The sequence below is a fragment of the Klebsiella sp. PK01 genome (assembly GCF_057624675.1).
Genome location: NZ_JBYEZM010000004.1, coordinates 408,439 through 427,753 on the forward strand (window position 1 = coordinate 408,439; position 19,315 = coordinate 427,753).

Annotated in this window: 19 protein-coding genes; 11 read left to right on the top strand and 8 right to left on the bottom strand. The window is 56.1% G+C overall.

Annotation, left to right across the window (positions count from 1 at the left end; genetic code table 11):
• Positions 1–12: 12 nt before the first annotated feature.
• The 5 genes from entB to AC22LX_RS15145 all read left to right on the top strand — a co-directional run bounded on the left by entB (position 13) and on the right by AC22LX_RS15145 (position 4,801).
• Positions 13–864, top strand: coding sequence for an enterobactin biosynthesis bifunctional isochorismatase/aryl carrier protein EntB (gene entB, locus AC22LX_RS15125; RefSeq protein ID WP_487334070.1), 852 nt, complete (start codon positions 13–15; stop codon positions 862–864).
• A complete protein-coding gene (gene entA, locus AC22LX_RS15130; RefSeq protein ID WP_045392892.1) occupies positions 864–1,619 on the top strand; it encodes a 2,3-dihydro-2,3-dihydroxybenzoate dehydrogenase EntA in 756 nt (251 codons plus the stop codon). The genes entB and entA overlap by 1 nt, the downstream gene beginning before the upstream one ends.
• The gene (gene entH, locus AC22LX_RS15135) at positions 1,620–2,033 is read left to right on the top strand and encodes a proofreading thioesterase EntH (protein ID WP_047049345.1); all 414 of its coding nucleotides are present in this window, start codon (positions 1,620–1,622) and stop codon (positions 2,031–2,033) included.
• A gap of 361 nt (positions 2,034–2,394) precedes the next feature.
• On the top strand, positions 2,395–4,500 hold the full coding sequence (cstA, locus tag AC22LX_RS15140) for a pyruvate/proton symporter CstA (protein WP_047049343.1): 2,106 nt from the start codon (positions 2,395–2,397) through the stop codon (positions 4,498–4,500).
• A gap of 103 nt (positions 4,501–4,603) precedes the next feature.
• Positions 4,604–4,801, top strand: coding sequence for a YbdD/YjiX family protein (locus tag AC22LX_RS15145; protein ID WP_045392899.1), 198 nt, complete (start codon positions 4,604–4,606; stop codon positions 4,799–4,801).
• A gap of 232 nt (positions 4,802–5,033) precedes the next feature.
• Here the strand turns inward: AC22LX_RS15145 and AC22LX_RS15150 are convergent, their stop codons facing one another.
• A complete protein-coding gene (locus tag AC22LX_RS15150; RefSeq protein ID WP_045392902.1) occupies positions 5,034–5,777 on the bottom strand; it encodes an SDR family NAD(P)-dependent oxidoreductase in 744 nt (247 codons plus the stop codon).
• Positions 5,778–6,082: 305 nt separating this feature from the next.
• On the opposite strand from AC22LX_RS15150, the gene AC22LX_RS15155 reads away from it, so the two are divergent.
• The 3 genes from AC22LX_RS15155 to AC22LX_RS15165 are packed head-to-tail and all read left to right on the top strand — an operon-like array spanning position 6,083 to position 9,665.
• Positions 6,083–7,585, top strand: a complete 1,503-nt coding sequence (locus tag AC22LX_RS15155; RefSeq protein ID WP_045392905.1) for a sugar ABC transporter ATP-binding protein — start codon at positions 6,083–6,085, stop codon at positions 7,583–7,585.
• On the top strand, positions 7,582–8,580 hold the full coding sequence (locus AC22LX_RS15160) for an ABC transporter permease (protein ID WP_032714059.1): 999 nt from the start codon (positions 7,582–7,584) through the stop codon (positions 8,578–8,580). Before AC22LX_RS15155 ends, AC22LX_RS15160 begins: the two co-directional genes overlap by 4 nt.
• A 20-nt stretch (positions 8,581–8,600) precedes the next feature.
• A complete protein-coding gene (locus AC22LX_RS15165) occupies positions 8,601–9,665 on the top strand; it encodes a sugar ABC transporter substrate-binding protein (protein ID WP_045392908.1) in 1,065 nt (354 codons plus the stop codon).
• Between the two features lie 8 nt (positions 9,666–9,673).
• On the opposite strand, the gene mtnK is transcribed toward AC22LX_RS15165, so the two are convergent.
• Positions 9,674–10,873: an S-methyl-5-thioribose kinase gene (mtnK, locus tag AC22LX_RS15170; RefSeq protein ID WP_045392911.1), complete on the bottom strand. Its 1,200-nt coding sequence runs from the start codon at positions 10,871–10,873 to the stop codon at positions 9,674–9,676.
• A 104-nt stretch (positions 10,874–10,977) separates the two neighbouring features.
• Here mtnK and mtnA point away from each other — a divergent pair, with 104 nt between their 5' ends.
• Both mtnA and AC22LX_RS15180 read left to right on the top strand, forming a co-directional pair.
• Positions 10,978–12,003 carry an S-methyl-5-thioribose-1-phosphate isomerase gene (mtnA, locus tag AC22LX_RS15175; protein ID WP_047049332.1) on the top strand — a complete coding sequence of 342 codons (1,026 nt, stop codon included), beginning with the start codon at positions 10,978–10,980 and terminating at the stop codon, positions 12,001–12,003.
• Positions 12,004–12,028: 25 nt separating this feature from the next.
• The gene (locus AC22LX_RS15180; protein WP_047050113.1) at positions 12,029–12,634 is read left to right on the top strand and encodes a methylthioribulose 1-phosphate dehydratase; all 606 of its coding nucleotides are present in this window, start codon (positions 12,029–12,031) and stop codon (positions 12,632–12,634) included.
• Positions 12,635–12,640: 6 nt separating this feature from the next.
• Here the strand turns inward: AC22LX_RS15180 and AC22LX_RS15185 are convergent, their stop codons facing one another.
• Together AC22LX_RS15185 and mtnC are read right to left on the bottom strand one after the other, a co-directional pair.
• Positions 12,641–13,183: a 1,2-dihydroxy-3-keto-5-methylthiopentene dioxygenase gene (locus tag AC22LX_RS15185; RefSeq protein WP_045392919.1), complete on the bottom strand. Its 543-nt coding sequence runs from the start codon at positions 13,181–13,183 to the stop codon at positions 12,641–12,643.
• Positions 13,180–13,869, bottom strand: coding sequence for an acireductone synthase (gene mtnC, locus AC22LX_RS15190; protein ID WP_045392922.1), 690 nt, complete (start codon positions 13,867–13,869; stop codon positions 13,180–13,182). The genes AC22LX_RS15185 and mtnC overlap by 4 nt, the downstream gene beginning before the upstream one ends.
• A gap of 184 nt (positions 13,870–14,053) precedes the next feature.
• Between mtnC and AC22LX_RS15195 the strand changes: the two genes are divergently transcribed.
• Positions 14,054–15,199 carry a pyridoxal phosphate-dependent aminotransferase gene (locus AC22LX_RS15195; protein WP_487334098.1) on the top strand — a complete coding sequence of 382 codons (1,146 nt, stop codon included), beginning with the start codon at positions 14,054–14,056 and terminating at the stop codon, positions 15,197–15,199.
• Here AC22LX_RS15195 and AC22LX_RS15200 read toward each other — a convergent pair whose 3' ends face one another.
• The 4 genes from AC22LX_RS15200 to dsbG form a co-directional block, all read right to left on the bottom strand.
• A complete protein-coding gene (locus tag AC22LX_RS15200; protein ID WP_045392928.1) occupies positions 15,200–15,826 on the bottom strand; it encodes an IbrB-like domain-containing protein in 627 nt (208 codons plus the stop codon).
• Positions 15,811–17,034 carry a phosphoadenosine phosphosulfate reductase gene (locus AC22LX_RS15205; protein WP_045392931.1) on the bottom strand — a complete coding sequence of 408 codons (1,224 nt, stop codon included), beginning with the start codon at positions 17,032–17,034 and terminating at the stop codon, positions 15,811–15,813. Before AC22LX_RS15205 ends, AC22LX_RS15200 begins: the two co-directional genes overlap by 16 nt.
• Before the next feature lie 146 nt (positions 17,035–17,180).
• Positions 17,181–18,086 (bottom strand): DNA-binding transcriptional repressor CitR, encoded by a 906-nt coding sequence (gene citR / locus AC22LX_RS15210; RefSeq protein WP_487334071.1) that lies wholly within the window; start codon positions 18,084–18,086, stop codon positions 17,181–17,183.
• A gap of 193 nt (positions 18,087–18,279) precedes the next feature.
• A complete protein-coding gene (gene dsbG / locus AC22LX_RS15215; protein WP_045392937.1) occupies positions 18,280–19,032 on the bottom strand; it encodes a thiol:disulfide interchange protein DsbG in 753 nt (250 codons plus the stop codon).
• Positions 19,033–19,315 lie beyond the last annotated feature (283 nt).

The following is a 19,315-nucleotide window of genomic DNA, read 5'->3' on the forward strand; positions in this document are numbered from 1 at the left end:
GGAGAACAGAAAATGGCAATCCCTAAATTACAGGCTTACGCGCTGCCGGAAGCCAGAGATATCCCGGCGAACAAAGTTAACTGGGCCTTTGAGCCGTCGCGCGCCGCGCTGCTGATCCACGATATGCAGGAGTATTTCCTCAACTTCTGGGGCGAAAACAGCGCGATGATGGAGAAAGTGGTGGCTAATATCGCCGCCCTGCGCGACTTCTGCAAACAAAACGGTATTCCGGTGTACTACACCGCCCAGCCGAAAGAGCAGAGCGATGAAGACCGCGCCCTGCTGAATGATATGTGGGGGCCGGGGTTGACCCGCTCGCCGGAACAGCAGCAGGTGATTGCCGCGCTGGCGCCGGATGAACAGGATACGGTGCTGGTGAAATGGCGCTACAGCGCGTTTCATCGCTCGCCGCTTGAAGAGATGCTGAAAGAGACCGGCCGCGACCAGCTGATCATCACCGGCGTTTACGCCCATATCGGCTGCATGACTACCGCCACAGATGCTTTTATGCGCGATATCAAACCGTTCTTTGTCGCCGACGCGCTGGCGGATTTCAGCCGCGAAGAACACCTGATGGCGCTGAAATACGTCGCCGGCCGTTCCGGACGCGTGGTAATGACCGAAGAGCTGCTGCCGCTGCCGGCCTCCAAAGCGGCGCTGCGCGCGCTGATCCTGCCGCTGCTCGACGAATCCGATGAACCGCTGGATGATGAAAACCTGATCGACTACGGCCTGGATTCGGTGCGCATGATGGCGCTGGCCGCCCGCTGGCGCAAAGTGCACGGCGATATCGACTTCGTAATGCTGGCGAAGAATCCGACCATCGACGCCTGGTGGGCGCTGCTCTCCCGCGAGGTGAAATAATGGCGGCGCTGGATTTTCGCGGTCAGACCGTGTGGGTGACCGGCGCAGGTAAAGGTATTGGCTATGCCACCGCGTTGGCTTTCGTCGAGGCCGGGGCCAACGTCACCGGTTTCGACCTTGCCTTTACCGGCGAAGGCTACCCGTTTGCCACCGAAACGCTGGACGTCGCCGATGCCGACCAGGTACGCGACGTATGCGCGCGTTTGCTCAACGACATCGAACGACTGGATGTACTGGTGAATGCAGCCGGGATCCTGCGCATGGGCGCGACCGATCAACTGAGCGCGGAGGACTGGCAGCAAACCTTCGCGGTGAACGTTGGCGGCGCGTTTAATCTGTTTCAGCAGACGATGGCGCAGTTCCGTCGTCAGCGTGGCGGGGCGATCGTCACCGTCGCTTCCGATGCCGCACATACGCCGCGTATCGGTATGAGCGCCTATGGCGCCTCGAAAGCGGCGCTGAAAAGCCTGGCGTTAACCGTCGGGCTTGAGCTGGCAGGCAGTGGCGTACGCTGCAACCTGGTGTCGCCGGGCTCTACCGATACCGATATGCAACGTACCCTGTGGGTCAATGACGATGCGGAACAGCAGCGGATCCGCGGATTTGGCGAGCAGTTTAAGCTTGGCATCCCGCTGGGTAAAATCGCCCGCCCGCAGGAGATCGCCAATACCATTTTGTTCCTCGCCTCTTCTCACGCCAGCCATATCACGCTGCAGGATATTGTGGTCGATGGCGGCTCGACGCTGGGGGCGTAAATGGCCTGGAAACGAGAGCTCACGCTTGCGGCATTGAACGCCAGCAGCGAAAACACCATGGTGGCGCATCTTGGCATCGTCTACACCCGGCTGGAAGAGGGGCTGCTGGAGGCGGAGATGCCGGTGGATGCGCGCACGCATCAGCCGTTTGGCCTGCTGCACGGCGGCGCTTCCGCGGCGCTGGCGGAGACGCTGGGCTCGATGGCCGGTTGGCTGATGACCGAGGATGGGCAGTGCGTGGTGGGCACCGAGCTTAACGCTAGCCACCATCGTCCGGTCTCCAGCGGGAAAGTACGAGGCGAATGCCGACCGCTGCATCTTGGCCGCCAGAGTCAGAGCTGGGAAATTGTGGTGTATGACGAAAGGGGGCGGCGCTGCTGCACCTGTCGTCTGGGTACCGCGGTGCTAGGCTAAGAAGCCGCTATTTCCCCGGCTTGCGCTGCGCTGAGCCGGGCTACGGACTGTTATCGGTTGGCAACCTCGTGGTACACGGGGCGGCGCGTTGCGCCTTCTCCGGGCTAGCAAATCGCACAGCGCTGTAGCCCCGGTAAGCGGTAGCGCCACCGGGGGTTTTGAGGCCGCCACCCGACAAAAAAACGGCAACGTTCACGGTAATCCTTTCATTTATTTTCCTGTCTTAAGTGATCCCGCTAGCAATGTGAGATAAATCTCCGCCGCGGTGCATCATCCGCGCTGTTTCGAAGTTGTTAAATTCTGCGTTGTGTTCTAGAAACAAACTGTAACATCCTGATTACCCTACCGGTGGACCACAACAATGAATAATTCAGGGAAATACCTCATCTGGACACTGCTCTCCGTGATCGGAGCCTTTGCCCTCGGCTATATCGCCTTAAACCGGGGTGAGCAGATAAACGCGCTGTGGATTGTCGTCGCGGCGGTCTGCGTTTATCTGATCGCGTATCGTTTCTACGGCCTGTATATCGCCAAAACCGTCCTCGGCGTTGACCCAACGCGAATGACCCCGGCGGTGCGTCATAATGACGGCCTCGATTATGTACCGACCGATAAAAAAGTGCTGTTCGGTCACCATTTTGCCGCGATTGCCGGCGCAGGGCCGCTGGTGGGGCCGGTGCTTGCCGCGCAGATGGGCTACCTGCCGGGGATGATCTGGATCCTCGCCGGCGTGGTGCTGGCCGGCGCCGTGCAGGACTTTATGGTGCTGTTTGTTTCGACCCGTCGCGATGGCCGTTCGCTTGGCGAACTGGTTAAAGAGGAGATGGGGCCGACCGCTGGCGTACTGGCGCTGGTGGCCTGTTTTATGATCATGGTGATCATCCTCGCGGTACTGGCGATGATCGTGGTGAAAGCATTGACCCACAGTCCGTGGGGGACATACACCGTCGCCTTTACCATCCCGCTGGCGATTTTTATGGGTATCTATATTCGCTACCTGCGCCCGGGGCGCATCGGCGAGGTGTCGGTGATAGGCCTGGTGATGCTGGTGTTCGCGATCATTTCCGGCGGCTGGGTGGCTGAAAGCCCGACCTGGGCGCCGTGGTTTGATTACACCGGCGTACAGCTGACGTGGATTCTGGTGGGTTACGGCTTTGTTGCTGCGGTACTGCCGGTCTGGCTGCTGCTGGCGCCGCGCGACTATCTCTCCACGTTCCTGAAAATCGGCACTATCGTTGGTCTGGCGATTGGCATCCTGATTATGCGCCCGACGCTGACCATGCCGGCGCTGACGAAGTTCGTTGACGGCACCGGCCCGGTATGGACCGGCAACCTGTTCCCGTTCCTGTTTATCACCATCGCCTGCGGCGCGGTTTCCGGCTTCCACGCGCTGATCTCCTCCGGTACCACGCCGAAAATGTTGGCCAACGAAGGGCAGGCCTGCTTTATCGGCTACGGCGGCATGTTGATGGAATCCTTCGTCGCGATTATGGCGCTGGTGGCGGCCTGTATTATCGATCCGGGCGTCTACTTCGCGATGAACAGCCCGATGGCGGTGCTGGCGCCGGCGGGGACGACTGACGTCGTGGCCTCGGCGGCGCAGGTAGTGAGCGGCTGGGGCTTTAGCATTACCCCGGATACGCTGAATCAAATAGCCAGTGAGGTCGGCGAACAGTCGATCATTTCACGCGCCGGCGGCGCGCCGACGCTGGCGGTGGGGATGGCTTACATTCTGCACGGCTCGCTGGGCGGGCTGATGGATGTCTCTTTCTGGTACCACTTCGCCATTCTGTTTGAGGCGCTGTTTATCCTGACGGCGGTTGATGCCGGCACCCGCGCGGCGCGATTCATGCTGCAGGATCTGCTGGGCGTGATTAGCCCCGGGTTGAAAAAAACCAGCTCGCTTCCGGCTAACCTGCTGGCGACCGCGCTGTGCGTCCTGGCGTGGGGCTACTTCCTGCATCAGGGGGTGGTTGACCCGCTGGGCGGTATTAATACCCTGTGGCCGCTGTTCGGTATCGCCAACCAGATGCTGGCGGGGATGGCGCTAATGCTGTGCGCGGTGGTACTGTTCAAGATGAAACGCCAGCGCTATGCGTGGGTGGCGCTGCTGCCGACAAGCTGGCTGCTGATTTGTACGCTGACCGCCGGCTGGCAGAAATCGTTTAGTCCGGATACCAAAGTCGGCTTCCTGGCCATCGCCAATAAATTCCAGGCGATGATCGACAGCGGTACCATTCCGCCGCAGTATACGGAATCGCAGCTGGCGCAGCTGGTGTTTAATAACCGTCTCGATGCCGGGCTGACTATCTTCTTTATGATTGTGGTGGTGGTTCTGGCGCTGTTCTCGATTAAAACCGCGCTGGCGGCGCTGAAAGAGGATAAACCGACGGCGAAAGAGACGCCGTATGAAGCGATGCCCGCGGATGCGCAGACCTTAACGGCGCAGGCGAAGCGCGCGCATTAACCTGTTTGCCGGGAGGCGCTAGCGCTGACCCGGCCTACCTTTCTTCTCCTCCCTCTCCCTGTGGGAGAGGGCTGGGGTGAGAGAAATAAGCGAGAAACTCATTATGTTCGACACCCTTTCCAAAGCAGGAAAATATTTAGGCCAGGCGGCGAAGATGATGATCGGCGTGCCGGATTACGATAACTACGTCGAGCATATGCGGCTGACCCATCCGGATCGGACGCCGATGACCTATGAAGAGTTCTTTCGCGAACGCCAGGACGCGCGCTACGGCGGTAAGGGCGGGGCGAAGTGCTGCTAGCCTTCTTTCGGTAAGTAGAGGCTGATTTTCTTTATGCATCACGTCGCATACTTCACCTGACAGCATTACGTCATCATAGCAATCGTGTTCGATTTCAATATCTTCCAGAGCGTCGTCGGTTTCGTCGTCGATCTCTGCCATCTGTAAACGCAGGTAAGAGGCAAAGCGTAACCCGTCGAGGCGGTGCGGGAAGGCCTCTGCCGGGCGACAGAGGCTTGCAGAAAATAGGCGATCAGGCGTTCAAGCCGCCATCCACGTCGAGCCCCGTACCGGAGATCTGTCCGGCGGCCGGGCTGGCCAGGAAGGTGACCGCCGCGGCAATGTCTTGCGGCTGGCCGTAGTGACCGACCGCAATCATCTGGCGCTGGGCTTCCGCCTGTTCCCCATCCTCCGGGTTCATATCGCTGTTAGTCGGCCCTGGATGGACAAGGTTAACGGTGATCCCGCGAGGGCCTAAATCACGCGCCAGCCCACGGGTCAGGGAGTTGAGGGCGGACTTGGTCATGGCGTAAACCGCGATACCCGGCATGGCTACGCGGTTGGCCAGACAGCTGCCGATGTTGATGATCCGTCCGCCATCGGACATATGCACCAGCGCTTCCTGGATGGCGATAACCACCCCACGAATATTGACGTTGATAAGGGCGTCAATGTCCGCCAGCGTCATGGATTCCAGTGGACCGCCGCGGGCGATGCCAGCGTTGTTGACCAGAATATCCAGTCCGCCGAGGGCCCGGGCCGCATGGGTGACGGCATCCTGAATGGCCTGCGCGCTGGCGCTGTCGGCCTGCACCGCTTCGCCGTACCGACCCAGGGCCTTTATTTCATCGGCGACCGCCTGGGCTTTATCGGCCGATTTTTCATACGTAATAACCACATCGGCGCCGGCGCGCGCCAGCGACAGCGCAATAGCGCGACCCAACCCACGGCTGGCGCCGGTAACCAGCGCCTTCTTACCTGTTAAATCGATCTGCATGATGACCTCGTTGCGAGAGTGGTGAGAATCATCATTAGGTATAGACGGTCGGGGTGATTAACGGCTGAAGTATTCCACCTTCTCGAACGCCGCGCGCAGAACGTCAGGGTTAACGTCATCGGCAGGCTAAAGCGCTACCCCGGTGGGAAGCGGTTCTTATAGGTGTTGGGCTAACCTGATGTTATGTCTGGACATCCAGATGGCTAATATTATTTGGTTTTATCTTATGCTTTTTACGCAGTTGTCAGGCATCGGCGGCTGTGAAAAATTCGTTAAATCAGAATATTAATTGCCCCGGGAGGGTGATGAGCGTGAATCGCCTTGAGATGCATAACATTAGCCTGGCTTTTTCCGGTTTTCAGGCGCTGAGCAAGGTGGCGTTTACCCTTAAGGGCGGAACGGTGCATGCGTTGACCGGCGCCAACGGCGCTGGCAAATCGACGCTGATGGCGGTGTTGTGCGGGACGCATGCCGATTACGAAGGCGAAGTGGTGATCAATAACCAGCCGGTTAGCATTCGTTCGCCGCGCGATGCAAAGCAACTGGGAATTCATCTGGTACAGCAAGAGGTGGATGTTGCGCTGGTTCCGGGGTTGAGCATTGCCGAAAATATCATGCTGGACAGGCTGGCTGAGCCGGGTGCGGTTTTTCGCTGGTCGTATGTGCGTCAGCAGGCGCGCGACGCGCTGGCGCAGCTTGATATTGCGCTGGATGTTCGACGTTCAATCGATAGCTGTACCCTTGCCGAAAAGCAGCAAATTCTGCTGGCTCGCGCACTGTCGCACCATTGCCGTTTTTTGATTCTTGATGAACCCACCGCGCCCTTGGATCAGCACGAAAGCGAACGCTTATTTACGGTGGTTCGTCGTCTGCAGCAGCAGGGGATCGGCGTGGTCTTTATTTCGCACCGTATTCATGAACTCAAAGCGATTTGCGACACCCTGACGGTGCTGCGCGATGGCCGTTTAATCGAAAGCGGCCCGATGGCGCAGCTCAGCGGCGAGCAGATCGTCGAAAAAATGCTCGGTCACGAGCTGAGCGATATTTTCCCGCCTGCGCGTCCGCCGCACGGCGCAGAGGTGCTGTTGCAGGTTGAGGGTTTGCATGACGAGGCGCTGTTGCAGGATATCTCGCTACGCCTGCATAAGGGGGAAATTCTCGGTATCGCCGGCTTAGCAGGCGCGGGGAAAACTGAACTCTGCAAAGCCTTATTCGGCGCCAGTAAAAGCCGCCTGCGCCACGGCGAACTTAACGGCCGGCCGTGGCGGCCGCGCGACCCGGCTGATTCCGTCCTCCAGGGCCTGGCGCTGGTGCCGGAAGAGCGGCGCAAAGAGGGGATATTCATCGATGAGGCGATCGCCATGAATCTGGCGGTCAGCGCCGATAACAGCTTTTCGCGCTGGAGCCTGTTCGGCCATCGGCAGGCGTGGCGGTGGGCGCAGGAGGTTATTGCCCGTATCGGCGTGCGCGCCACCGGGCCGGGGCAGACGCTGCGCCGTCTCTCCGGCGGTAATCAGCAAAAAGTGGCCATCGGCAAATGGCTGCGCGGCAGTGCAAACGTGCTGATTTTCGACGAACCGACGAAAGGGGTGGACGTGAAAGCGAAAACCGATCTGTTTCAATTGATTGATGGCCTGGCGCGGGAAGGACGGGGCGTGATTTACGCCTCCGGCGAATTTTCCGAGCTGGTAGGCCTGTGCGATCGCATCTGCGTGCTGTGGGATGGGCGCATTGTGGCGGAAATTCCCGGCGCCGAGGCGCGGGAAGAGACGATTCTTTATTACTCCACCGGAGGAGCGGCAGCGTGAGCAAGGCCCTGGCAGTCAACGCGACGGTATCGGGCCGTCAGCGATTTTTCGATTTTCTCTATAAATGGGGCATGTTGCTGACCGTGGTGCTGCTGGTTGGCGTCTTTGGTTTAGCCTCGGATAACTTTCTTGACCCGTTTAACATCATCAACATTCTGCGCTCCATCGCTATTGTGACGGTGATTGCCATTGGGGTGTCGATTTCGCTCACCATCGGCGGCTTTGATCTGTCGGTGGGGTCGACGGCGTCGCTGGCGAATGCGTTAGTGATTTCGTTGTTTGTCTGGCACGGCCTGAACACCACTGAAGCCATTCTGATCACCCTCGCGCTCTGTACGCTGGTGGGGTTATTCAACGCGTTTCTGATCGTAGTGCTGCGCATTCCTGACATGCTCGCCACGCTTGCCAGCCTGTTTGTGATTCAGGGCGTGGCGATGACCTACAGCTACGGCGGCTCGATCACCGAAAACATGGTGCTGCCGAGCGGCGAAATGGCCGAAGGCACGATCCCGGCAGCATTTGGCGCGCTGGGGCAGGTACCGACCATCGTCATTATCATGCTGGTGGTAACGCTAATCGCGCAGCTGGCGCTGTCGTTCACCACCCACGGGCGGCGGATGTACGCCATCGGTGGTAATCCGGAGGCGGCGCGGCTCTCCGGGTTGCGGATCACGCGCTATAAAGTAGCGGCCTACGTGATTGCTTCGCTACTGGCCGGATTGGGCGGCATTTTACTGGCATCAAGAATTGGCTCTTCCCAGGTGAACGCCGGCGGCGGTTACCTGATGGATGCGGTCGCGGCGGCGTGGATCGGCTTTTCGCTGGCGGGCTCCGGCAAACCGAATGCGTTGGGGACGCTGGTGGGAGCGGTGATCCTCGGCGTGCTTTCCAATGGCCTGGTGATGCTCTCGGTGCCGTATTACGCGATGGACATTATTAAAGGGCTGGTGCTGGCTGGCGCGCTGGCACTGACCTATTTTCAGCGCCGTACCTAACATTTTACAGGGTAAACAAAATGAAAAAGATAGCACTTTCTCTCATGGCGCTGGGCCTGCTGCAGTCGATGGCAGCGCTGGCGCAGACCCCAACGCCGGTTCCGGCGGCGATCGCGGAGCATAATGGCCCGATCCGCATCGCGGTGATTCGCAATCTCGGTTCTGACGATAACACCACCCAGTTTGTCGCCGGGGCGATTCAGGAAGGTAAAAAACTCGGTTTTAAAGTTAGCACCTTCCTGAGCAACGGCGATGACGCGAAATTCCAGGACTTCGTCAATCAGGCTATTAGCCAGAAATACGACGGTATTATTCTTTCCCAGGGGCGCGATCCCTACTCGACCGCACTGGTGAAAAAAGCGGTCGATGCCGGGATAAAAGTGGCGGTATTCGATACCGCGGTGCAGGGAACTATCCCCGGCGTGACGGTTAGCCAGCAGGATGACGCCTCGTTGACCGAGCTCTCTTTTGGCCAACTGGTAAAAGACTTCAACGGCAAGGCCAACATTATCAAGCTATGGGTGGCAGGATTCCCGCCAATGGAGCGCCGTCAGGCGGCCTACCAGACGCTGCTTAAACAAAATCCGGGGATTAAAGAGCTGGAGTCGATCGGCGCCGTGTCATCCGACGTGCAGGGCGACACCGCCAACAAAGTCGGCGCGATTCTGGCCAAGTATCCCAAAGGTAAAATTGACGCCATCTGGGGCACGTGGGATGCCTTTAGCCAGGGAGCCTATAAGGCACTGAAAGAAAACGGCCGTAGCGAAATCAAACTCTACAGCATCGATATTTCCAATCAGGATTTACAGCTGATGCGGGAAGCCGGTAGTCCGTGGAAGGTTAGCGTGGCGGTCGACCCGAAACTCATCGGCGCCACCAACGTCCGCTTGATCGCCAATAAAATTGCCGGGGAAAGTACCCCGGCTACCTACGATTTCAAGGCGGCGGCGATTCCGCAGGCGCTGCTGGCGGCGCAGCCGGGGGCGGTCAACGTGGCGTCGCTGGGGAAAATAATCCCTGGCTGGGGGCAGACCGAAGATTTTATTGCCCCGTGGTTTGCCACGCTGGAAGCCCAACATAAATAATCAAGCGATTAACTGTACTGGCGTACGCGGGCGATAAGTTCGTCCACGCTATCGATACGCTCGGCGATGACGATCAGCGCTTTGCCGAGCGTTATCGCGTGGCGCAGACATTCGTGGCGCATGGCCGTGTCCTGAATCGAATCGATATCGGCGACGTGTGAAAGCCCGACGCTGCGGCGTATCAGTTCGGTACCACAGAATCCAATGGCATCGCACCATACTTTTTTCAGGAATACTGAGGCGTAACCGGGGCAGGCCAGCGCCGCATCGCGGGTTTTCTCCGCCGCCAGCGCCTGGAAACGCTCGCTGAAGGTGTGCCATAAGGTCTGAATATCGTTGAGCCGCTGTTCGCGCGCGGCGGCGGCATCGCGAATGCCGAGATGGCCCGGCAGACCACAGTAGTTAAGCAGCAAGTTGCCAATGGCGGTGCCGACGTCAAAACCGATAGGGCCGAAATAGCCAAATTCGGCATCGATGGCTTTAAGGCTATTTTCAGCGACGAAGATGGAGCCACTATGAATATCGCCGTGCAGCAGGGCTTCGGCCTGTGAGAAAAAGCGGTGCTTCAGCGCCGCGACCGCCAGCTTAAGCTGAGCGTCCTCACGTAGGGCGGCAACCTCTGCTTCCAGCTCCGCCGGATAGTTATTGCGCTCGTGGATCTGATACGGATCGTTAAAAAACAGATCCTCGGTGATCTCGCACATTTCCGGATTGATAAATTGCGCCACCTGCGCTTTTTTCTCATGCGGATGGAGATAGAAATCGCTGGTGTGGAACAGCGCCTGCGCCAGATACTCGCCCAACTGGCGCGCCGCCTGCGGATAGTAGACATTGCCGATAAGCTCGCCGCGCCAGATACGGTGGTCGGACAGGTCTTCCATCACCATCACCGCCAGGGCGGGATCGAAATGGAGAATTTGTACCGTATGTTGCGGGCTGTGTTGGTAGTGCGCGACCAGGGTCTGCGCTTCGAGGCGCGCGCGGTCAAGGGTCAGCGGCCAGGATTCGCCGACGCAGCGCACATAGGGCAGCGCCTGCTTAACAATAATTCGGCTCACGCCCTGAGCATCGAAAATTTTGAACACCAGATTGAGGTTGCCGTCGCCTACCTCCTGCGCCGACACCAGCTCAGACGGATCGTCGAGCCCGCCAAATTGTTGTGCGTAAGCCACCGCATCGCTGGCCGTGAAGGTATGGTATTGCGACATTGCCTCGATCCTCAAAAGTGCTGAATTAAGCCGTTCAGACGTCTATACATCTGGATTTCATCCTGACACAATGTGATACAACAACGCAACAGGGATTTAACGATATGCAGACACTACAGACCACCAGCCTGCGGGTAAGCGAAAATCAGCTTTTTATTCTCGATCAACAGGCATTGCCGCAGGAAAAACGCTGGCTGGCGGCGGATAACGTTGCGCTGCTGGTGGACCATATTCATGCCCTGCGGGTGCGCGGCGCGCCGTTGATCGGTCTTTCCGCCAGCCTGCTGTTGGCGCTGTTAGCCCAGCGCGGTCTTTCCCGCGACGAGCTTGCTCAGGCGCTGGAAACATTGCGTGCGGCGCGGCCGACGGCGGTCAATCTGATGAACAATCTCGATCGGATGAAGCAGGCGCTGGCGCAGGAAAACTATCCGCAGGCGTTGGAGAGCGAAGCGCTGCGCCTGATTGCCGAAGATAAACAGCTGTGCGCCAGTATTGCCGAAGCCGGTAATACACTGGTGACGCCGGGTAGTCGCTTGTTGACCCACTGTAATACCGGCGGTCTGGCGACGGCCGGCGTTGGCACTGCGCTGGGGGTTATCGCCCTGGCCCATGAACAGGGCAAAGTGGCTAACGTCTGGGTCGACGAGACGCGGCCGCTGCTGCAGGGCGGGCGACTGACCGCCTGGGAGCTGGGTGAACTGGGCGTGCCGTATCAGCTGATTACCGACTCCATGGCTGCCAGCCTGATGGCGCAGGGGCAGGTTGATGCGGTATGGGTCGGTGCAGATCGTATCGCCGCTAATGGCGACGTGGCGAACAAAATCGGGACCTATTCGCTGGCGGTGCTGGCTCACTATCATCGCATTCCTTTCTACGTGGCGGCGCCGCAAACCACTCTCGATCGCCACTGCCCGAACGGCGCGGCGATCCCGATTGAACAGCGTGCGGCGCAAGAGGTGACTGGCGTAAAAGGCAGCTTTGGCGCGGTGCAGTGGGCGCCAGAAAACGCGCCGGTTTACAATCCGGCCTTTGACGTGACGCCAGCGTCGTTAATCAGCGGTTGGGTGCTGGATAGCGGCGTGGTTACGCCACAGCAGGTGGCAGACGGTATCTTCGCGCCGGTGGCGTAACGGTTAACCTCGATAAGGAACAATTATGTGGCAAGAGCGACTCGCACAACTGGTGACCACCTGTCACTGGATTGGCGCGAAAGGGTGGGCGCCGGCAACCGGCGGCAATATGTCAGTACGCGAGGATGCGCGCTGGTGTTGGTTAAGTGAATCGGGGCGCGATAAGGGCAGCCTGACCTGCGACGATTTTCTTCAGGTAGATATCCTAAACAATAATGCGCCGTCGGGGCGGAAACCGTCGGCGGAGACCGGGTTGCATACGCTGGTCTATCGTCTGTTTCCGGAAGCGAACGTCGTGCTGCACGTGCATACCGTGCACGCTACGGTGCTCTCACGCCTTGAAACCGGCAATACTCTTCAGCTGCAGGGCTATGAAATGCAAAAAACGCTGAGCGGGCAGCATAGCCATCTCGATAGCGTAGCGGTGGCGATTTTTGATAACGATCAGGATATCGAGGCGCTGGCGGCGCGGATTGAAGCGTATGCCCGTAGTCATCCTTTACGTTATGGATTTTTGATCCGCGGCCACGGTTTAACCTGTTGGGGCAGGGATGTTAGCGAGGCGCGGCGTCAGCTGGAAGGGCTCGAATTCCTTTTCGAATGCGAGCTGCTGCGCCGCCGCTATGCGTAAAGGCGATTAGGGTAAGCGCGGGTAGGCATCGGCGATAGCATCGCCGGTGAACTGCGCTATCCAGCCTTCCGGATTGTCAAAAATGCGAATGGCGGTGAAATTCGGCTCCGACCCCATATCGAACCAGTGTGGGGTATTCGCCGGAACGGAGATCAGATCGTTCTTTTCGCACAGCACCTGAAAAACTTCATCGCCGATATGCAGGCAAAATAGCCCGGCGCCTTCGACAAAGAAGCGCACTTCATCTTCGCCATGGGTATGCTCATTGAGGAATTTTGCCCGCAGCGCCTCTTTCTGCGGATTATCCGCTCGCAGGCTAATGACATCCCAGCTCTGGTAACCCTTTTCAGCGACCAGTTTATCGATCGCGTGTTGATAGGCCGCAATAACGGTTTCAGCGGTTGGCGCCGGGCCCAGGTAGCGATCGGCCTGCCAGCGCTCGAAGCGCACCCCTTTTGCGCTCAATTGCTGCTGGATTTCATCGGCGTTGCTGCTGTGCCAGCGTGGATGGCTGGCGTCGTTAACGGAAAAAATAGTTAATGCGCTCATGAGGGAAGTTGCTCCGGGTCGATGTCGTCAAAACGCTGAACCTGTGGATGATGGCTGGCCGGGTCGCGGTCGCCGCGTACCAGCTGCAGGGTGCGGAAACCTGCCGCTTCGGCGGCGTCCAGCTCCTGATGAATATCTGAGAGGAACAGAATGCGCGCCGGGTTATGCCCCAGTTGCTCAGCGATAGTGCGATAGGATTGAACTTCGCGTTTGGCGCCGACCAGGGTATCGAAATATCCACTGAATAGATGAGTAATATCACCTTCGTCGCTGTAGCCAAATAACAATTTCTGCGCGGCAACCGAGCCTGAGGAATATACATATAAATCAATGCCCATCGCCTTCCATTTCTCCAGCGCCGGGAGAACATCGGGATAAAGATGGCCGGTAAAATCACCGTTCAGATAGCCGTCGCGCCAGATAATGCCCTGCAGCGCTTTCAGCGCCGTCGATTTACGATCCTCGTCCATGAAGCGGAATAGCGTATCGATAAGCTGGGCGGTGCTGGCTTCGGGAGAGGCGATTTCCGTACGCAGATTGTCGAGAATGGTACTGACCGGCTCGACGTACTGCTGCGCGTTGACAAACGCGGCCAGCCGCTCGCGGGCGTAGGGGAATAAGACGTTATGGACGAAGCGAATGTCGCTGGTGGTGCCTTCAATATCGGTCACGATAGCGCGGATCATGGTATCTCCAGAGTGGATAGTGCGCCGTGCTGCCGGTGGCGTCGGTTTGCCGCCTGCCTGCGGCAAGCGAAATAACGTTAGCATTTAGACGTCTAAGCGTCTTGATTGCCAAATACTAACATCGTGTTATAGTGGCTTCAACAACAGCATTACAATCGGAACAAAGAGAATGAGCAATAAGCCACTGATTCCTGAGAGTAAACTCCCTGCATTAGGCACCACCATTTTTACCCAGATGAGCGCGCTGGCGCAGCAGCATCAGGCCATCAATCTATCACAAGGTTTCCCGGATTTTGACGGTCCGCGTTACCTACAGGAACGGTTGGCCTGGCACGTCGCCCAGGGGGCTAACCAGTACGCTCCGATGACCGGCGTAGCGGCGCTGCGCGAAGCCATTGCCGATAAAACCGCTGAGCTGTATGGCTATCGCCCGGATGCGAATAGCGATGTCACCGTCACCGCGGGGGCGACCGAAGCGCTGTATGCGGCGATTACCGCGCTGGTGAGGGCGGGTGATGAAGCGATCTGCTTTGACCCGAGCTACGACAGCTACGCGCCGGCGGTAGAGCTTTCCGGCGGGGTGCTGAAACGGATTGCTCTGCAGCCGCCGCATTTCCGCGTTGACTGGCAGCAGTTTGCCGCCACGTTAAGCGACCGCACCCGTTTGGTCATTCTTAATACGCCGCATAACCCGTCCGCCACCGTCTGGCAGCAGGAAGACTTCGCCGCGCTGTGGCAGGCTATCGCCGGGCGGGAAATTTACGTTATCAGCGACGAAGTATACGAGCATATCTGTTTTGCTGAGCAGGGGCATGCCAGCGTACTGGCCCATCCGCAGCTGCGGGAGCGGGCTGTAGCGGTTTCTTCTTTCGGTAAAACCTTTCACATGACCGGCTGGAAGGTGGGGTATTGCGTGGCGCCTGCCGCTATCAGCGCCGAGCTGCGTAAAGTGCATCAGTATTTAACCTTTGCCGTTAACACGCCGGCTCAGCTGGCGCTGGCGGATATGCTGCGCGCACAGCCGGAGCACTACCGCGAGCTGCCAGCGTTTTATCGGCAGCGTCGGGATCTGTTTATCGATGCGCTACGCGATAGCCGGCTGGAGATTTTGCCTTGTGAAGGGACCTACTTTCTGCTGGCCGACTATAGCGCAATTTCTGATCTTGATGACGTCAGCTTCTGTCGCTGGCTGACCACTGAAGTCGGCGTGGCGGCGATCCCGCTGTCGGTATTCTGCGCCGATCCTTTCCCTCATAAGTTGATTCGTCTGTGCTTCGCCAAGCAGCCGGAGACCCTGCTGGCGGCGGCAGACCGTCTGCGTCGGCTGTAGCTATTTTACCGTCCACGCCTGAGAAAATTGACGGTCGCCGAATATCTCGGCCAGACCGTTAATTTGCTTCAGGCGCAGCACTTCATCGGCGTCCATCCCCAGCTCTTTACTGATTTTGCTATTGCTCCAGCCGAGATTGGCCAGCTCGCGGACAATTTCCGACATCGCGTGGATCTGATGGCGTCCGCGGGCCCGGTTGTGGCGGATAGTGGCGGCCATCAGGGCATCGCGCGGGTGGCTGTTCGCCGTCAGACAGGTTACCGGCAAATACCCCTTGAGCTGCTTTTTCAGCGACACTTTATTACTGGCCAGTTCGTGGCGGTGAAAACCGTCAACGATGGTATAACGCTTTGGCTGCTGATGCTGCACTACAATAGGTTGCGTAAAGCCGTTGGCCTCCAGCGAGGTTAGTAACAGCCGTTTTTCCGGTGGTGCAAGATTGTTAGGGTTGTAATCATTGGGAACCACTTCTCCCTCTTTAACCCATAGCACGCAGTCAACCGGCTGGTTGCGAAAAGGACTATGGCGATGCAAAGCCTGGCGAAAGCGGTTCAGTGCGTCGATTTTCTCCTCTTCCGGCAGCGCGGCCAGATACTCTTCTATCTGGGTAATTAGTCGTTGTTGCATAACAGTCCCCATTGTTGGCGTTTTTTACTTATACGCTCACAGTAGTTTTTATAGCGGGTGGCTTTAGTTGGGCTAAAAGAAAGCTGGCGACACCAGTAATCATTATTCAATAACACCTTGCAGACGCGTCGCCACGAAGGGATATCCCGGGTGCCGATGTCGCCCTCCTGGCAATCGGGAATATCGTCCATTCCCTGTTTTTGATACCAATGCAGGTAGACCGCGATTTTGTTGCGATAGTGCTCGGCAGTTGGTCGCGGCATGCTATCCAGCAGAAACAGGGCATAACTCTTCCAGCTGTGGTGCCCGGGTTTATCGAGTTTACGGTGACCATAAAATTTGTTGTCATATCCGGCATAAATACCGCCGCTGTGCACGCCGTTTACGCGCTGGCAAATGGCTGCCCAACGCTCAGGTTCCAGTACGTGATACAGCCAGAGCCCCTGGCGCTGCTCGGGGCCAAAAGGTTCGCAAATCCGCATATAGCGTAGCGGCACCCCGGCCTGATACATCAGATCGTAAAGGGGGTTATAGGTATGGCCGCTTTTGCTAAACCACGTCCAGATATCGGCGGTTTTCCAGTCATAGATCGGATAGATGTACCAGGTATGACCGCCCGGCGCCGATGTTGTCCATGGCTTGTCGTCGGCAAAGCGCAGTTTGCGCTGCGATGAGATGGTCATAAAACGATTAAGCGACTCATCTGCCCGGATACCCACCATCATCGCCGCCGGGCGGTTTTGCGAAAACCAGTCGGCGAAATCGCGAACGAACTCTTCGAAGCTCATTCCGCTACGATAAAACGGGAAATAGCCGGGATCGGTAATGGCGTCAGCGGGGGGCTGGCGTACCCAGTTGACGCCAGGTTCCCAGCATTGCCACTCCGGCGAAAACTGAGTCAGTGAATTTTGCGTGGTGAGCGGTAGGGCAACCCAATAAAATTTTTCAATAACATCCCGGTATTCGGCGCGGATATTTTCGCAATGCTGAATGGTACAGGAAAATTGCGCCTCCCAATCGATAAACAGCACGCTGAATTTTTTTCCCATTTGCCGGGCGCAAAGCGCCGCCAGATGCAGCATGGTGGTGGAGTCTTTTCCGCCGGAGAAAGAGATGCAGATGCGTGAAAAATTTTCTAATACCCACTGTATCCGCTGCAGGCTAGCCTGAAGAACGGACTCGGGTAATGGAATTTTTATTAATGACATTACCATTAATCCTTTAATGTGATAGGTACGCTTTTTCGGGTAGTGTAGAACACATTAATGGTAAGGTTAATATGTATTAGTAATGTTTCACCTGGTTCACAAATTGAGGTTCACAATATATTTGGTGTATGAATGTATTGTGAGGTTTATTCGTTTGTATTTTTATGTCTGCCGATAAAAGCAGCAAATTTAGGGTTGTTAAGTGATGAACGATTGTAAATCATGTATGCCTTGATTGGAGGCACGGGATTGGGCTGAATGATTTCATGAAAATCAAATGAACCTTTAAAGTATTCCAGGACATGTCTGGCCATATAACCAATAAAATCGCTTTGATGAATCATGGTTAAAATAGCTATCAATGAGTTGCTCTGGAACGCAATTCTACGATTGGTAAATATACTTTCATTCTTATTTTGAAATAATTTCACACCTGGATCATTAGAAATATAATAAGTGAAGCCCTCCTTCTCAATCGCTTCCTGTGTATTAAGCAAGGCTTTTCTTGGATGGTCTTTTCGACAAATCAAAACCACCTCAATCTCCTGAAATGGTTGACATACGACGCTATGATTTGAGATTGGTGTTAAACTATAAACCAGATCCGCTTTACGATAGGCCATCAAATCATCGGCACTCTCCGAAGATAAAAGAAGATCGCGATGCTCGATTTGTAGGTTTGGATCCTGATATAAATCATTGATCAGATCCATTGTACCTGGGGCAACAAGCAATTGTGGGCTATAAATAACAAATCTTTTACTTAATTCAGAATGATTGGCAATATTAATCGTTTTTTCTAATTGGTTGAGATTCTGTTCCAAATGATGATGTAAATTCACACCAACGGTCGTCGGAGTTATCCCCTTCCCGGAGCGGACAAATAACGGATCGTTTAATTGATTTCGTAACTTTTGTAGTGATTGACTTACCGCAGAAGGCGTTATAAACAGCGTTTCTGCCGCTTTACTGATGCTAAGGTGTTGATAAATACACTCAAAAATAACCAACAGGTTTAGATCGAATTTTTTTAAATTATAAAGGTTGGCCATGCTTAACGTCCTGTTTATGTTGCGTCGAGGCGAACGGATTACTATTACTTATCGTAATAAATTTGAAGTGATGCCGTGAATTATCATTACTATAGCTAAATATACAATTAACCCCTACTTAATGTATACCAAGCGATCGCTTTCCGCCAGATCCTTTTGTGTCCTTAAGCTTCTGGCGGAAATGCGTTATTTTTTACTGCTGCTTTTCACCCATCATCACCTGCAGTTTCTCTTTATCGGGTAATCCCACCACCTGCTGTAGCATGCTGTCTTTATTCATATAGTAAATAGCCGGGGTGGCGTTAGCGCCGAGGTCATCCATCAACTGCTGATTGATATTTAGCGTCCTCATCAAGTCCGCAGGGATATCTGCCGGGACGTTGAGCTTCATTTTGCCGTTGGACTGTTCGTAATCATGCCAGGTTTGCGCCGGGTTTTTGCTTGCCAGAATCGCTGCCGCGGTGGCCGGGCTCTCAGGTTTTATCACGCCGACCAATAAAGTACGCAGTTGCACCTTACCGGATTCAACCCACGGCCGCGCCTGTTGCCAGAACTGTTTACAATAAGGACAGAAAGGGTCGGCAAACACATAAAGGACGATGGGGGCCTCTTTTTTGCCTTCCAGCAGCCAGTTAGCGGACTCGAGTTTTTTCCACATCGCCTGTCCCGCCGGGGTATAGAGCTCTTTCTGGAAAAGCTGTTCGCTCAGATTGTTGCCGTTTTCGTCGTACATGTAGCCGGAAATGGCGTGTTTACCGTCGGGAGTGAGATAAATAGCAACGCCCATATCCTGATACTTCCCGAGCCAGCCTTTGACGCCGCCCGGCGCCTCAAAGGGCTTAATGATAGTAATACCCTGTTTTTCTATTGCTTTTACGGGGGCGGGGAGGTCTTCGGCATAGCTACATAACGGCAGCAGGCTCAGGAAAAGTAGTCGTTTTAACATGAGTATTCCTTTTAATTCAGAAGATAATGCGAAGTAGTGGTCAAACCTATCGCAGTCATAGATAAGACCTGCCGGGCGTTTGGTTGCCCTTTAGTTCGGCGAATGATGTAATCCCTCATGCTGTTACATTAAGGTGTAGAGCGCAACATATTGCCAGCCATTCTGGCGCTGAAGCTACCTGCGGGTATTTCAGGTAACGGGGCCGCCTGAGAGGGCGGCCTTTTTACTTTCAGCGAAATGAGGCGAAAAACGGAGAAAAACCGCGATCGCGAAGGCAGGTTCA

Excerpts from the sequence above, each read along its gene's own strand:
- entB (WP_487334070.1), top strand. The coding sequence starts at position 13 with ATGGCAATCCCTAAATTACAGGCTTACGCGCTGCCGGAAGCCAGAGAT.
- entA (WP_045392892.1), top strand. The coding sequence starts at position 864 with ATGGCGGCGCTGGATTTTCGCGGTCAGACCGTGTGGGTGACCGGCGCA.
- entH (WP_047049345.1), top strand. The coding sequence starts at position 1,620 with ATGGCCTGGAAACGAGAGCTCACGCTTGCGGCATTGAACGCCAGCAGC.
- cstA (WP_047049343.1), top strand. The coding sequence starts at position 2,395 with ATGAATAATTCAGGGAAATACCTCATCTGGACACTGCTCTCCGTGATC.
- AC22LX_RS15145 (WP_045392899.1), top strand. The coding sequence starts at position 4,604 with ATGTTCGACACCCTTTCCAAAGCAGGAAAATATTTAGGCCAGGCGGCG.
- AC22LX_RS15150 (WP_045392902.1), bottom strand. The coding sequence starts at position 5,777 with ATGCAGATCGATTTAACAGGTAAGAAGGCGCTGGTTACCGGCGCCAGC.
- AC22LX_RS15155 (WP_045392905.1), top strand. The coding sequence starts at position 6,083 with ATGAGCGTGAATCGCCTTGAGATGCATAACATTAGCCTGGCTTTTTCC.
- AC22LX_RS15165 (WP_045392908.1), top strand. The coding sequence starts at position 8,601 with ATGAAAAAGATAGCACTTTCTCTCATGGCGCTGGGCCTGCTGCAGTCG.
- mtnK (WP_045392911.1), bottom strand. The coding sequence starts at position 10,873 with ATGTCGCAATACCATACCTTCACGGCCAGCGATGCGGTGGCTTACGCA.
- mtnA (WP_047049332.1), top strand. The coding sequence starts at position 10,978 with ATGCAGACACTACAGACCACCAGCCTGCGGGTAAGCGAAAATCAGCTT.
- AC22LX_RS15180 (WP_047050113.1), top strand. The coding sequence starts at position 12,029 with ATGTGGCAAGAGCGACTCGCACAACTGGTGACCACCTGTCACTGGATT.
- AC22LX_RS15185 (WP_045392919.1), bottom strand. The coding sequence starts at position 13,183 with ATGAGCGCATTAACTATTTTTTCCGTTAACGACGCCAGCCATCCACGC.
- mtnC (WP_045392922.1), bottom strand. The coding sequence starts at position 13,869 with ATGATCCGCGCTATCGTGACCGATATTGAAGGCACCACCAGCGACATT.
- AC22LX_RS15200 (WP_045392928.1), bottom strand. The coding sequence starts at position 15,826 with ATGCAACAACGACTAATTACCCAGATAGAAGAGTATCTGGCCGCGCTG.
- AC22LX_RS15205 (WP_045392931.1), bottom strand. The coding sequence starts at position 17,034 with ATGTCATTAATAAAAATTCCATTACCCGAGTCCGTTCTTCAGGCTAGC.
- citR (WP_487334071.1), bottom strand. The coding sequence starts at position 18,086 with ATGGCCAACCTTTATAATTTAAAAAAATTCGATCTAAACCTGTTGGTT.
- dsbG (WP_045392937.1), bottom strand. The coding sequence starts at position 19,032 with ATGTTAAAACGACTACTTTTCCTGAGCCTGCTGCCGTTATGTAGCTAT.